This window comes from Micromonospora sp. NPDC002575 (assembly GCF_042889525.1).
Lineage (GTDB): Bacteria > Actinomycetota > Actinomycetes > Mycobacteriales > Micromonosporaceae > Micromonospora > Micromonospora carbonacea.
The window spans coordinates 60,622-73,597 of sequence record NZ_JBIARA010000006.1 but is presented as its reverse complement, the minus strand read 5'-3'; the positions used below and the strand labels follow the sequence as shown (position 1 = coordinate 73,597).

The following is a 12,976-nucleotide window of genomic DNA, read 5'->3' as shown; positions in this document are numbered from 1 at the left end:
CGGGCGCCGTCGCTGGGCGCGCGGCGTCGCCCCGGCGCGCGTCGCGATGTCGGCGACATGGCGGCTTCCCGCCCCAGGGATACCGCCATGTCGCCGACATGGCGGGCCGTCACCCGGCCCGCCCGGGCCGGTCAGATCGGCCAGGCGGCCACCCGGTCGTACGTCGGCTTCGGGCCCTGGTGGCTGCGGACCAGCACCAGCTCGGTGGCCGGCCACGGCGGCCCCAGGTAGTCGTGCAGGGCCGCCCGGTCGGCGGCCACGTCGGCGCGGTCGATCCGGTCGCCGGGGCGGGCGATGGTGAGGTGCGGGGTGAACGGCTTCTCGTCGTACGGCAGCCGCCACCTGCGCAGCCCCGCCCGGACGAGCCGGGCCAGGACGCGCAACGCCTCGACGTCGCCGTGCACGTCCGCCCAGAGGACCGTGAACCGGCCCTGGCCGAAGCTGCCCCCGCCGCCGAGCCGCAGCACGGCCGGCCCGGTCCGGCCGCCCGCCGGTCGTTCGGCCGCCGGCAGGTCGCGGGTGCGGAACGTCTCGGCGGCGATGCCGAGGGCGCTCTCGACGTCGACGAGGCGGCTGGCGTCGACCTGGCCGAGGAAGGCGACGGTGAGGTGCGCCCGCGCCGGGTCGGCGAGCCTGACGTTGGTGCCGGCCGCCGCCGCGCGCCCGACCCGGAGCCGGGCCACCTCGGCGCTCAGGTCGGCGACGGCCTCGGGCGGCGGGAACACCCCGGCGAAGAGCCGCATGCCGGCGCTGGGCACGACCGCGCCGGTCACCGGTGCGCCGCGTGCTGTCAGCGGCTGGGCCGGACCGTCGGCGATGGTGCCACGGCTGCCGTCGGCGGCGATGCCACGGCTGCCGTCGGCGGCGATGGTGCCGCGGCTGCCGTCGGCGGCGATGGTGCCGCGGCTGCCGTCGGCGGTGCCGGTCACCGGGGGCTCGGCGGCCGTCAGCGGTGCCGCTGGCGGTGCCGGGGGCGGGCGGCGGGCAGGGTGAGGCCGGCGGCGTGCAGCATCCCCTCGACCCGGACCCGCTCGATCTGCCGGTCGACGCCCTCCAGCTCGCCCAGGTGCTCGGGGAGCCCGAGGCAGCGGCAGGCGGCCCGCAGGTGCTCGTCGTACGCGTCGACGACGGCGGCGTGCCAGATCACCGCCCGGCCGCCCGGGTTGACCCGGTGCCCGGCGAACCGGTGCAGGTCGGCGGCGATCTGTTGGAGGGACCGGCGGTCCTCCCGGTCGAACTCGGTGAGGTCGATGCCCCGGGTCAGCCCCTCGGCGTCGACGGCCCGGTTCAGCCGGGCGATGGTGCGGCGTTCCCGGCGGCGTTCGCGCCACTCGGCGTAGCCGCAGGCGACCCGGTCGATGATCTCGTCGGCGCAGAACACCAGCGCAAAGGCGACCGGAAGACTCGCGACAGCGACGAACGCCAGGGCAAGGAGCATCGCTCGGCCTACCTCCACGTATCGACGCTATGCCCCCGCGAGCCTCACCGCCACCGGTTTGTTGACATTCATCAAGCTCAATTTCCCGGCATCCGCCGGGAGCCGCCCAGCGGGGTTAAGAAGGGGCCCCTGCTATACAGAAAGCGTTAACAGGGGGCCCCTCCTTGCTCCACGACGTAGAAGCGGGGGGACGGGAGCACCCGCAGGCGCAGCCGGGCGCCCGAGCGGCGCAGCTGCCAGGTGAGCGCCAGCAGGGCGGTGGCCAGCGAGATCAGCCCGCCGATCCAGATGCTCGCCCCCGCGCCGAACCGCTCGGCCACCCAGCCGATGATCGGTGCGCCGACCGGGTTGGTGCCGAGGAACACCAGCACCCACAGCGCCATGACCCGGCCCCGGAACGCGGCGTCGGTGCCGAGCTGCACCCGCTGGTTCGCGGACTGGGCGAAGAAGACCATGAAGAACCCGGCGGGCAGCAGCAGCGCCACCACCATCCAGTACGCCGGGGCGAGCCCGACCAGGGTGCCGAAGACGGCGCACCCGACCGCCGCGCCGAGCACCAGCCACACCGAGGGGCGGCTGCGCCGCCCGGTGCCGGCCAGCGCCCCGGCGAGCGCGCCGACGGCCAGCGCCGTGCTGAACAGGCCGAACGAGGCTGCGCCGGTGTTGAACACGGTCTTGGCCAGGGCGGCGAGGGTGAGCTGGAAGTTGAACAGGCTCATCCCGATCACCGACATCACGGCCATCGGCAGCAGCAGGTCGGGGCGGCGGGCGACGTAGCGCAGGCCGTCGACGACGCGGGCGGAGTCCCGCTCGGCGACCGGGAGGAGGTCCTTGCGGTGCAGCTCGGCGGGGCGCATCCGGATCACGGTGGCCAGCGGCCCCAGCGAGCTGAGCGCGGTGAACAGGAAGACCGGGCCGACGTCGACGGCGGCGATGGCCAGGCCGGCGACGGCGGGGCCGACGATGCGGGCCGAGTTGAACACGGCAGCGTTGAGCGACAGCGCGTTGGGCAGCAGCGACGTGCCGACGAGCTCGGAGACGAACGCCTGCCGCACGGGGGTCTCCACCGCGTTGGCGACGCCGAGCAGGGCGGCGAAGACGAAGACGTGCCAGAGCCGGACGAGGCCGGTGAGCACCAGCAGGCTCATCCCGAACGACAGCACCGTCCAGAACGCGTTCGCGACGAAGAGGAGCAGGCGCTTGTCGTACCGGTCGGCGAGCCGCCCGGAGAGCAGGGTGAGCAGCAGCACCGGGGTGAACTGGAGGGCGGTGACCACGCCGAGGGCGGTGGCGGAGTCGTCGGAGAGTTCGAGGACGAGCCAGTCCTGGGCGATGAACATCATCCAGACGCCGATCAGTTTGATCAGCTGCCCGGACGCGAAGAGCCGGTAGTTGCGGACCTGCAGTGACTGGAACATCGTGCTCAGCTTCGCCTGCACCCTGGATGCGCCTCCTCGCGTTCGTACGCCTCATCGACGGCGGACGGCGCGGACCCGGCGGCGACGCCCGGCGCCCGGTGGGGCGCGGGCGCGACTCAGGCGCGGGCGAGCTGCTGAAGGATCTCGGCGGCCCGTTGCAGGGTCTCCCGGTCGGTCTCGGGCAGCTCGGCCAGCCGGCGGGCCAGCCACTCGTTGCGGGCCCGCTCGAACTGGTCGAGCACGGCCCGGCCGCCCTCGGTCGCCGAGAGGATGACCTGCCGGCCGTCGGTCGGGTGGGGGGTGCGGCCCACGAGGCCGCGCTCCTCCAGCTTCGCGACGATCTTGGTCATCGTCGGCGGCTGCACCCGTTCGACGTCGGCCAGCTCCCGGGGCGTCAGCGCGCCCGCCAGCACGAGGCTGGTGAGCGCGGAGAGCTGGGTGACCGTCAGGTCGCCGACCGGTCGGGCCTGTCGGACCCGCCGGTTGAGCCGGGTGATCGCATCACGCAACTGGGGAGCCAGCTGCGCCGGTGGCACGCGTCTCGCCGTCACCGTCCGCTCCGTCACGATAGTTAGCCTAACTAATGAGCCTGGCTAACGACAGCCGATATGACCATGCTCACCAGGTGGTGTGCGCCCCGGGAGTCGGGGTACCGGACCGGCACCCCGACCCCCGGGCACGTGGTGCGTCAGAGTACGACCGACTCGATCGGCCCGCGCAGGAAGTACAGGACGAACAGCGCCGCCACCGCGTACAGCAGGGGGTGGACCTCGCGGGCCTTGCCCTTCGCCAGCTTCACCACGACGTACGTGATGACGCCCGCGCCGATGCCGTTCGAGATCGAGTACGTGAACGGCATCAGGGTGATCGTGAGGAACGCCGGGATCGCGATCTCGTAGTCGGTCCAGTCGATCGTCCGCACCGCCGTCATCATCAGGAAGCCGACCACCACCAGCGCCGTCGACGCCGCCTCGAACGGCACCACCACCGCCAGCGGCGCGAGGAACATCGCCAGCAGGAACAGCGCGCCCGTGACCAGGTTGGCCGCGCCCGTGCGGGCGCCCTCCGCGACACCGGCGGCGCTCTCGATGTACGACGTGTTGCTGGAGACGCTCGCCGCGCCCCCCGCCGCCGCGGCGATCGAGTCGACCAGCAGGATCTCCTTGGCCCGCGGCGGGGTGCCCCGCTCGTCGAGCATGCTCCCCTCCTGGCCGATCGCGACCATCGTGCCCATCGTGTCGAAGAAGTCCGTGATCAGCAGCGTGAAGACGAACATCAGCGGCACCAGCCAGCCGACCCGGGTCCACGAGTCCAGCACGTTGAAGTTGCCCAGCAGCGACAGGTCGGGCACGTCCACGACCGTCTTCGGCAGCTCCGGCACGTTCAGCGACCAGCCCTTGGGGTTGGGCTTGCCGTTGACGAAGGACGGGCCGACGTTCGCCACCGCCTCCACGACGATCGCCAGCACTGTCGAGGCGAGGATGCCGATCAGGATCGCGCCGCGTACCCGGCGCACCACCAGCACGATCGTGACCAGCAGGCCCACCACGAAGACCAGCATCGGCCAGCTCACGATCTTGCCGCCGATGCCCAACCCCACCGGGACGGTCGTGTTCGCCACGTCCGGGATGCGCCGGACGAAGCCGGCGTCGACCAGTCCGATGATCGTCAGGAAGAGGCCGATGCCGACGCCGATCGCGGTCTTGAGCTGCGTGGGCACCGAGCGGAACACCGCCGTACGCAGGCCGGTGAGCACCAGGATCGCGATGAGCACACCCTCGATCACCACCAGGCCCATCGCGTCGGCCCAGGTCATCTGCGGGGCGATCTCGTACGCCACCAGCGCGTTGACGCCCAGGCCGGCGGCCAGCGCCATCGGGAAGCGGCCGACGACCCCCATCAGGATGGTCATCAGGCCCGCGACGAGCGCCGTCGCGGCGGCCAGCGCCGGGATCGCCAGCTTCTTGCCGTCGCCGTCGACGGCGCTGCCGATGATCAGCGGGTTGAGCACCACGATGTACGCCATCGTGAAGAACGTCGCCAGGCCGCCCCGCACCTCCCGGCTCGGTGTCGAGCCGCGCGCGGTGATCTCGAAGAAGCGGTCGAAGGCGTTGCGGGGGTGAGCGGGATCGGGTGGAGTGCCGTTGTCCGGCGGCGCAATGGCCATCTGGTCCTCGCAGGTGATCATCCGTCTGGTGCGCGCATCGTCGCAGATCACGCGGCCAGCTGGGAAGGTTGATCGCGTACGCTTGCCCCCGTGCGACAGGAGCAACCGCCGCGGCCCGAGCCGCTCGACCCGCCGATGGTGCCGTTCGCGGTCGCCGGGCTGGTCGCCTGGGCGGTCGCCGGCCTGGTGCTGCTGGTCTTCTTCCGTGGCTGGCTGACCGAGCACGGCCACCAAGACTGGCTCTGGATCTGCCTGTCCGGTTTTCTCTGGGGCTTCCCCGGTCTCGCCGTGATGATGCGTCACGACGCCAACCGCCGTCGCCGCCGCGCCGCCGCGCGGGCCGGTCAGCCCGCCGACACCCGCCGCTGAGCCCTCCGGTCAAGGGTGGCCGTGCGGCTCGCCCGGCTCCGTCGCCTCCACCGAGCCCGGGGCCCGGCTCACCGCCACCGCCTCGACGGCGCTGTCGTCGTAGACCGTGGGCAGCTCGTCGACCGGGCTCTCGGGCGTCTCGACCAGCGTCTCCGAGTGCGCGCCGCAGCCGTGGTCGGCGCTGACCACCCGGCCGTCGTCGGGGGCGTAGAAGTTGCCGCACGCCCCGAACGCCTGCCGCAGCGCGCCGGCCAGCGGCAGGTAGAAGCCGCACGTGCCGCAGCGGGCGGCGGCCGGGGCGGCGGTGGAGATCGGCGCCGAGGGGCCGTGGTCGCCGTCGTACCAGCGCTGCGCGGCCTCGCCGCGCCCCTCCCGGGACAGCACCCGCGGCCGGCCGAGGCCCAGCTCCCAGGCGGTCTCCTCCACCGCCGGGTCGTCGGACAGGACGTAGCCCGGGGCGAGCCGCTCGTCGTCGGGCGGGGTCGGCAGGAGGTCGCCGGGGCCCAGGTCGCCCGGCTTGAGCCGCTCCTGCCAGGGCAGCCAGCCCGGCGCGAGCAGCGCGTCCGGCCCCGGCAGCAGGACCGTCTCGCAGACGGTGACCTTGCGGCTGCGCGGCACCCGGGTCACCGTGACCGCCCACCGCCAGCCCCGGTAGCCGGACAGCCGGCACTCGAAGTAGTGGGTGACGACCCGGTCCGCCTCGGCGACCGCCTGGAGGTGGTCGCCGACGTCGGACGGCTCCACCTCGGTGATGGCGTCGCGGGCCACCTCGACGGCGGCGGCGCAGACCTGGTCGAGGCGGGCGGCACGAGCGGAGGCGGGCCTGGTCACCCGTCCATTGTTCCCCATGGGTGACGAAGACCAACAGGCACTCCCCGCAAGGTCGTTCTCCGGCGGTGCTGGCGCGGGGGTGGGGTACATGGGCGAGGATGGTGCACATGCCGTTGTTCTCCCGCTCCGATAGGTCCATGCTGGGGCGGACCGTCGGCACCGGCATCCGTGCCGTCCGCCTCCTGCTGCGCGGCTCCGCGCGCGGCGGGCGCTGGATGACCCGCCAGGCCGGCTCGGCCCGGGCCCGGGGCGCGGGCGGTGAGGTCGGCATGGTGCGCCTGTTCGACCTGCACGCCCTCTCCTGTGCGGGGGACACGCTGATCGCGATCGGCCTCGCCGGGACGATCTTCTTCAACGTCCCCCTCGGCGAGGCGCGCAGCAAGGTCGCGCTCTACCTGCTGGTCACGATGGTGCCGTTCGCCATGCTCGCGCCGGTGGTCGGCCCGCTGCTGGACCACTTCCGGCACGGCCGGCGGTACGCGCTCGCCGCCACCATGCTCGGCCGGGCCTTCCTGGCCTGGCTGATCTCCGACTACATGCACGGCTTCGGCCTCTACCCGGCGGCCTTCGGGGTGCTCGCGCTCTCCCGGGCGTACGGCGTGGCCCGCTCGGCGGCCGTGCCCCGGCTGCTGCCCGAGGGCCTCGGCCTGTCCCAGGTCGGCGCGCGGGCCAGCGTCTACGGCACGGTGGCCGGCGCGCTCGTCGCCCCGATCGGGCTGGCCGCGTTCTGGTTCGGGCCGCAGTGGCCGCTGCGGGTCGCCTCGGTGATCTTCCTGGTCGGCATGGTGATCGCGTTGCGGCTTCCGCCCCGGGCCGACTCCGAGCCGCCCGAGCGGGTGCCCCGCCCGCTGCGCTCCCTGGGCCGGCGGGCCGCCGGGGACCGCCCGCTGGGGCGTGGCCGGCCGTCCGGCCGCCTCGTCATCGCCAGCCTGCTCGGCGCGGCGCTGCTCCGCGTCGTATACGGCTTCCTGCTGCTCTTCCTCGCGTTCGCGCTGAAGAAGGGCGACCTGACCACCGACTTCTTCGGGCGCGAGCTGAGCGCGGAGATGGCGCTCGGCCTCGTCGGCGGGGCGCTGGCGGTGGGCAGCTTCCTGGCCACCGCGATCGGCACCCGGCTGCGCATCCACCGCCCCACCGCGATCCAGTCCAGCAGCACGATCATCGTGGCCGGCACCGCCGTCCTCGCCACGATCCAGTTCTCGCTGCCGATGGTGGCCCTGCTCTGCCTGGTCGCCACGCTGGCCAGCGGCGTGGCGAAGCTCGCGGTCGACGCCTCCATCCAGGAACGCATTCCGGAGCGGCTGCGCGCCAGCTCGTTCGCCCACTCGGAGACGGCGCTGATGCTCGCCTTCGTGGCCGGCGGCGCGCTCGGCCTGGTCCCGTTCGACGGCCGGCTGGGCATCGCCGTGGCCGCCGGCGTGGGCGTGCTCGCCGCCGCCCGGGGCGCGTACGTCGCCGGCAAGCTCCGCGACCAGCGGCTGCTCGGCCGCCCGCTCGGCGACGACGAGCTGGCCGACGAGCCGGTCGAGGACCCGGCCGGGAAGCCGGCCACCGGAGACCGCGCGGCACCCGACGACCCGATCAAGCACGACCGGGTAGCGCACGACCCGGTGACGGACGTCGCCCCCACCTCGCCCGCGCCCGCCTCCTCCGCCCCGCCCGGCTACCACGTCTACCGGCCCTCCTCCGCGGTCGCCGGTGCCGGCGGCGCGGGCGCGGCCGACGAGGAGACCCGCCGGGAGCCCCGAGGGCCCCTGGCGTGACCGGCCTGCTCGTGGTGACGGCGGTACCGGCCGAGGCCGAGGCGATCCGCGCCGGCCTGCCCGCGTCGCCGCCCACGGCCGCGCCGCCCGCGGCTTCGCCGGCCGTCGCCGAGGTGACCGTGGTGCCCGTGACCGTGGTGCCCGTGGGCGTGGGCCCGGCCGTCGCCGGGGCGGCCACCGCCCGGCTGCTGGCGCTCGCCGAGGCCGCTGGCCGCCCGTACGCGGCCGTGGTCAGCGCGGGCATCGCCGGTGGCTTCGTCGGCCGGGCGGCCGTCGGCGCGACGGTGCTGGCCAGCCGCAGCGTCGCGGCCGACCTCGGTGCCGAGTCGCCGGCCGGCTTCATCCCGGTGGACCAGCTCGGCATGCCCCCCGAACTGCTCGGCGGCGGCACCGCCGTGGCCGCCGACCCGGGCCTGCTGGCCGCCCTGCGTGCGGCCCTGCCGGCGGCCACGGTCGGCGCGGTGCTCACCGTCAGCACGGTCACCGGCACCGCCGCCAGCACCGCCGCGCTCGCCGACCGGCACCCCGACGCGGTGGCCGAGGCCATGGAGGGGTACGGCGTGGCCGTCGCCGCCGCCCAGGCCGGCCTGCCCTTCGCGGAGCTGCGCACCGTCTCCAACCCGATCGGCCCCCGGGACCGCGGCGCGTGGCGGATGCGTGAGGCGTTCGCCGCCCTCACGGCCGCCGCGGCGGCGCTGGGCTAGGGCTGGAGCGGCACCGGGCCAGAGAGCGCAGGACCGAGCCACGAACGGTCGAGGCGCATCGCGTAGTGCCCACGCCCCTCGATCCGGTATCCGCAGGCGTTCAGCAGCTCGACGCCTTCGAAGTCGGCCACGGCGTGCGCCACCCGGATCCCGGCCCGGCCCATCTCCGCGGTCAACTCCTCCACCAGCCGCCGCCCGATCCCCAGCCGGCGACACGCCCCGGCCACCAGCACGCCGTCCAGCACGACCTCCCGTTCCCCGGCATCGATCAGGTCGCCGTAGAGCAACCGCGGGTCGCGTTCGTGGGCGCGTAGCTCACCGAGCAGGCGGCCGTCGGGCAACTCCGCCACGAACCGCCAGCACGTCCCAGGCAGCCCGCCCTCGGTCGCGCGGCGCACCGCGACCTCGCGGCGGATCCGGTCCGCCCACCGGCGCTGGTCCCGGTGCCGGCGGCTCAGCTCGTACGTGGCCGCCGGCACCGGCCGCGGGAACCGTTCCGGCGGCAGCTTCCACCACTGCGCCCACCAGGCGCCCGGCCAGTCCTTCGGATCGTGCACCTCCCAGGCGTCCAGGTGCGCCGGGTACCGCCGCCCCGCCTCGTCCCGCAGCCCGTCGTGCGGCACCCCCGGCACCGCGACCGGGCCGTCGGGCAACCCGTCGGGCCCATGCGCGTCCGGTGCACCGATCACCAGCCGGCCCCCGGCCGCGCGCACCAATCGCTCCACTGTCCGGAAGTGCGGGTCGGCCGCCCGCCCCGACTCGATCCGCGCGAGCGTGGCCTGGGGCACGCCGGCTCTCTCGGCTAGCTGGCGTTGGCTCAGGTCCGCCCGACGGCGCAACGCGCGGAGCAGTCCGCCCAGGGGTAAGGGTTCCGCCGTCTCGTCCACACCTCGATGCTGCCGTCGGCCCACCCGCCCATCAACAGCCCTCGTCGAGCTGTGGACAACCTGTGGATAACGCGGCCCGTTGGGGGATCGCTACCTTGTTCTGGGCGCTTTGGAGCTGAGTCGTTTGCGACATCGCGCCCGGCGTCCGAACCAGTTGTCGTGGGCAGGCCGCACGGTCGCGGCACGGGCGGCACGGCATTGACCTTGGCCCTGGTCAGAGTGCGGCCGTGCGGGACGGCGCGGTCTCGCCGCTGGTGAGTCCCGCCGCCGAAGCGTCCCCGGCCTTCTGCCGATTCAGGGGGCGGACGGCTCCGCCCACGGCGGTGGCCAGGCAGATCGCGGCGGCTGCGGTGAGCGTCACACGGTCCCCGAGGTGGACGGCGGCGGAGCCCAGGGGAATCGCCAGCACGATCGGACCGAACATCGCGGTGTTGGCCGTCCCGGACACCCGGCCGAGCATCGCCGCAGGCGTGTGGGTCTGCACCGCGGTCACCGCGGCGACCAGGGCCCAGGGCAGGCCGATGCCGGCGACCACCGAGGCCGCCACCATGGCGGGCCACCAGGGCAGGCAACGCGCCAGGCAGCTGAAGGCGAACAGCGTCGTGCCGGCGACGGCCACGGCGACCGGGCTCCACCGGGCGACGAGCCGCCCCACGCCCAGGCCGCCGACGACGGAACCGGCACCCTGCGCACTGAGCAGCACGCCGAGGAACGTCGCCGGTAGGTCCAGCTCCTCGGTGACGACCGCGTAGTTGGCGGCGGTGGTGAAGCCGGACATGGCGATCGACACGGCGGCGAGGACGACGGTGACGCGCGTCGCCCGCTGCGCGAGCAGGACGGTGAGGCCCGCACCCGAGCCGCGGCGCCGCTCGGTCTGCGGGTCGGGTGGCGGCTGCCGCAGGCGCACGGCCGCGTACAGGACGGCAACCAGAACCGGCAGCGCCACGCTGAGCAGAACGACCGCGTGACCCCCGCGCCACGCGTAGAGCCCCGCGCCGGCCAGGGGCGCCACCAGCTTCATTCCCTCCTTGGCACTGGACCGCCAGCCGTTGACGTTCCCGAGTTGCGCAGGTGACAGTGCGGCGGGCAGCAACGCCGTCTCGCCCGCGTCGATCAGCACATAGCTGATGCCGTAGGCGCAGGACGTCAGGTAGATGAGCCAGGCCCGATCCGCCCCCCGGACCGTGAGGAGACTGAGCAGGACGGCGGCCAGAGCGAGGTTGACCGCCATGACCAGCGGTCGCCTCGGTGCGCGGTCGAGCAGGCCCCCCAGCCAGGGACCGGCGAGGACGGGGGCATAGACGCAGAGCCCGGCGAGAGCCGCCCGGCTGGTCGATCCCGTGAGGTCCAGGAGCCAGATTCCGGCGACCAGCGACATGGCGCTGCTGCCGAAGCCGGACAGCAGCGAGATCGCCACGAACAGCCCGGCATTACGGCGCATCGGCCCTCCAGGGTTGAGTCGAGACGACTCAAATCCTCACCCTTGAGTGATGCCGAGGCAACGCCTTCAGGATCTGTCAAGCTTTCGTTGACAAGAGATCGTCGAGGCGGCTTGCGACCGCCCGTACCGACACGGGGAGTTCGGCTCCGGCGTCTGTCAGATCCACCGCCAGCAGCACCGCCAACGAGTGCAACGGGCCCGGTTCGGCGTCGACCGCCGCCTCCACCGTCTTGCGCACGAGCGCCGCACGCCGGAACCGCACGTCCCACCGTCGGTCCGCCTCGATCCACCGATGAAGCGCCAGAACCACGCTCCGGATCGCCGCGATCCGCGTCGCGTACCCGAGGTCCCGCTCCTGTCGCCGCGACCGCCGCACGGCCACCAGACGCTGCCGGCGCTGCTCCGCAGCCTGCCGGCTGCCGAGGCCGAGGGCCGCCGCGATCCGCGCCCAGGTGGCACCGGCATGGCGCGCTCGGTCGATCAGTTCCAGTTCCCGCTCGTCCAGCCGGGCCCGGGCCGCGGCGACCTCGGTCAACTGCGTCAGCTCGATCGTCACGTGTCAACGTTAGATTGACAAGCTGAGGGCGTGCGTCTCTCCTCCCCTGTGCCGGGCCGCCGGCCGAGGCACCCCGGCGCGGTGCGACCCGGCGGCTGGCCGAGTCGTCCACGACATCAGCTCCACAGGGCGCAGAGAACCCGGTGGCGGGGGCGGGGATACGGTGGGGGCGTGACGCTCACCCTGGCGATCTCGCCCTGCCCCAACGACACGTTCGTCTTCGACGCCCTGGTGCACGGCCGGGTGCCCGGCGCGCCGCCCGTCGAGGTGACCTACGCGGACGTGGATGTCACGAACACCGCCGCCGAGCGGGGCGCGTTCGACCTGGTGAAGGTGAGCTACGCGGCGCTGCCGTGGCTGCTGGAGGACTACCACCTGTTGCCCTGCGGGGGTGCGCTCGGCCGGGGCTGCGGGCCGCTGGTGCTGACCCGGCCCGACCAGGCCGGCAGCGGGCGGGCCGGTGCCGCCGACCTGGGCGGGGCGACGGTGGCGGTGCCCGGGGACCGGACCACGGCGTATCTGCTGTTCCGGCTCTGGTCGGCCGAGCGCCCGCCGGCGCGGATCGAGGTGGTCCCGTTCCACGAGATCATGCCGGCGGTGGCCGCCGGCCGGTACGACGCCGGTCTGGTGATCCACGAGGCCCGGTTCACCTACCAGCGACACGGGCTGACCGCCCTGGTCGACCTCGGCGAGTGGTGGGAGGGCGACACGGGGCTGCCCATCCCGCTCGGCGCGATCCTCGCCCGCAAGGGCGCGGTCGACCCGGTCGAGGCGGCCGGCTGGATCCGCGAGTCGGTGCGCCAGGCGTGGGCCGACCCGGAGGCCAGCCGGCCATACGTGCTCTCCCACGCGCAGGAGATGGAGCCCGACGTGGTGGACCGGCACATCGGCCTCTACGTCAACGAGTTCACCGCGGACCTGGGAGACGCGGGGTTCGCCGCCGTAGAGGCGCTGCTGGGCCGGGCCGCCGACGCCGGGCTCGTGCCCCGGACCGCCGGCCCTCAGACCTCCAGCTCGCGCGCCACCGCGTGGACCAGCTGAGCGATCTTCTGCGCCGTCTTCTTGTCGGGGAACCGCCCCCGCCGCAGGTCCGGCTGGACCTTCGCCTCCAGCACCTTGATCATGTCTTCCACGAGGCCGTGCAGCTCCTCCGCCGGCCGGCGGCGCAGCTCCGCCACCGACGGCGGGGCCTCCAGCAGCTTGACCCCCATCGCCTGGGCGCCCCGGCGGCTGTCCACCACGCTGAAGTCGACCCGCTGCCCACCCTTGAGGTCGGTGACACCCGCCGGCAGCGCGCCCTTCGGCAGGAACACGTCGCCACCCTCGTCGCTGGTGACGAACCCGTATCCCTTGGCCGCGTCATACCACTTCACTCGACCCGTCGGCACCTGAGAACCCCTGC

14 protein-coding genes are annotated in these 12,976 nt (G+C 74.1%); 4 read left to right on the top strand and 10 right to left on the bottom strand.

Going from position 1 to position 12,976, the window contains the following annotated elements; all coding sequences use genetic code 11:
* Positions 1–131: 131 nt before the first annotated feature.
* From thpR to ACFYWL_RS11640, 5 genes are all read right to left on the bottom strand, one after another.
* Positions 132–743 (bottom strand): RNA 2',3'-cyclic phosphodiesterase, encoded by a 612-nt coding sequence (gene thpR, locus ACFYWL_RS11660; RefSeq protein ID WP_386971307.1) that lies wholly within the window; start codon positions 741–743, stop codon positions 132–134.
* A 203-nt stretch (positions 744–946) separates the two neighbouring features.
* Positions 947–1,456: a hypothetical protein gene (locus tag ACFYWL_RS11655; protein ID WP_386970755.1), complete on the bottom strand. Its 510-nt coding sequence runs from the start codon at positions 1,454–1,456 to the stop codon at positions 947–949.
* A 128-nt stretch (positions 1,457–1,584) separates the two neighbouring features.
* Positions 1,585–2,877, bottom strand: coding sequence for an MFS transporter (locus ACFYWL_RS11650; protein WP_386970753.1), 1,293 nt, complete (start codon positions 2,875–2,877; stop codon positions 1,585–1,587).
* 95 nt (positions 2,878–2,972) lie between these two features.
* Entirely contained in the window at positions 2,973–3,422 is a 450-nt protein-coding gene (locus tag ACFYWL_RS11645) for a MarR family winged helix-turn-helix transcriptional regulator (RefSeq protein WP_386970751.1), read from the bottom strand.
* Between the two features lie 122 nt (positions 3,423–3,544).
* Positions 3,545–5,023, bottom strand: a complete 1,479-nt coding sequence (locus ACFYWL_RS11640) for an NCS2 family permease (protein WP_386970749.1) — start codon at positions 5,021–5,023, stop codon at positions 3,545–3,547.
* Between the two features lie 90 nt (positions 5,024–5,113).
* Here ACFYWL_RS11640 and ACFYWL_RS11635 point away from each other — a divergent pair, with 90 nt between their 5' ends.
* Positions 5,114–5,392, top strand: a complete 279-nt coding sequence (locus ACFYWL_RS11635) for a DUF2530 domain-containing protein (RefSeq protein WP_386970746.1) — start codon at positions 5,114–5,116, stop codon at positions 5,390–5,392.
* Between the two features lie 9 nt (positions 5,393–5,401).
* On the opposite strand, the gene ACFYWL_RS11630 is transcribed toward ACFYWL_RS11635, so the two are convergent.
* Positions 5,402–6,241: a DUF3027 domain-containing protein gene (locus tag ACFYWL_RS11630; RefSeq protein WP_386970743.1), complete on the bottom strand. Its 840-nt coding sequence runs from the start codon at positions 6,239–6,241 to the stop codon at positions 5,402–5,404.
* A gap of 89 nt (positions 6,242–6,330) precedes the next feature.
* Here ACFYWL_RS11630 and ACFYWL_RS11625 point away from each other — a divergent pair, with 89 nt between their 5' ends.
* A complete protein-coding gene (locus ACFYWL_RS11625) occupies positions 6,331–7,986 on the top strand; it encodes an MFS transporter (protein WP_386970740.1) in 1,656 nt (551 codons plus the stop codon).
* Positions 7,983–8,690: a futalosine hydrolase gene (locus ACFYWL_RS11620; protein WP_386970737.1), complete on the top strand. Its 708-nt coding sequence runs from the start codon at positions 7,983–7,985 to the stop codon at positions 8,688–8,690. Before ACFYWL_RS11625 ends, ACFYWL_RS11620 begins: the two co-directional genes overlap by 4 nt.
* Here ACFYWL_RS11620 and ACFYWL_RS11615 read toward each other — a convergent pair.
* The 3 genes from ACFYWL_RS11615 to ACFYWL_RS11605 all read right to left on the bottom strand — a co-directional run bounded on the left by ACFYWL_RS11615 (position 8,687) and on the right by ACFYWL_RS11605 (position 11,574).
* A complete protein-coding gene (locus ACFYWL_RS11615; protein WP_386970735.1) occupies positions 8,687–9,577 on the bottom strand; it encodes a GNAT family N-acetyltransferase in 891 nt (296 codons plus the stop codon). The genes ACFYWL_RS11620 and ACFYWL_RS11615 overlap by 4 nt on opposite strands.
* A 214-nt stretch (positions 9,578–9,791) precedes the next feature.
* Positions 9,792–11,018 (bottom strand): MFS transporter, encoded by a 1,227-nt coding sequence (locus tag ACFYWL_RS11610; RefSeq protein ID WP_386970733.1) that lies wholly within the window; start codon positions 11,016–11,018, stop codon positions 9,792–9,794.
* Positions 11,019–11,094: 76 nt separating this feature from the next.
* Positions 11,095–11,574, bottom strand: a complete 480-nt coding sequence (locus tag ACFYWL_RS11605) for a hypothetical protein (RefSeq protein ID WP_386970730.1) — start codon at positions 11,572–11,574, stop codon at positions 11,095–11,097.
* Positions 11,575–11,745: 171 nt separating this feature from the next.
* Here ACFYWL_RS11605 and ACFYWL_RS11600 point away from each other — a divergent pair, with 171 nt between their 5' ends.
* A complete protein-coding gene (locus ACFYWL_RS11600; protein WP_386970727.1) occupies positions 11,746–12,615 on the top strand; it encodes a 1,4-dihydroxy-6-naphthoate synthase in 870 nt (289 codons plus the stop codon).
* Here ACFYWL_RS11600 and ACFYWL_RS11595 read toward each other — a convergent pair.
* Positions 12,576–12,962: a cold-shock protein gene (locus tag ACFYWL_RS11595; protein ID WP_007074225.1), complete on the bottom strand. Its 387-nt coding sequence runs from the start codon at positions 12,960–12,962 to the stop codon at positions 12,576–12,578. The two genes, ACFYWL_RS11600 and ACFYWL_RS11595, sit on opposite strands and share 40 nt — an antisense overlap.
* Positions 12,963–12,976 lie beyond the last annotated feature (14 nt).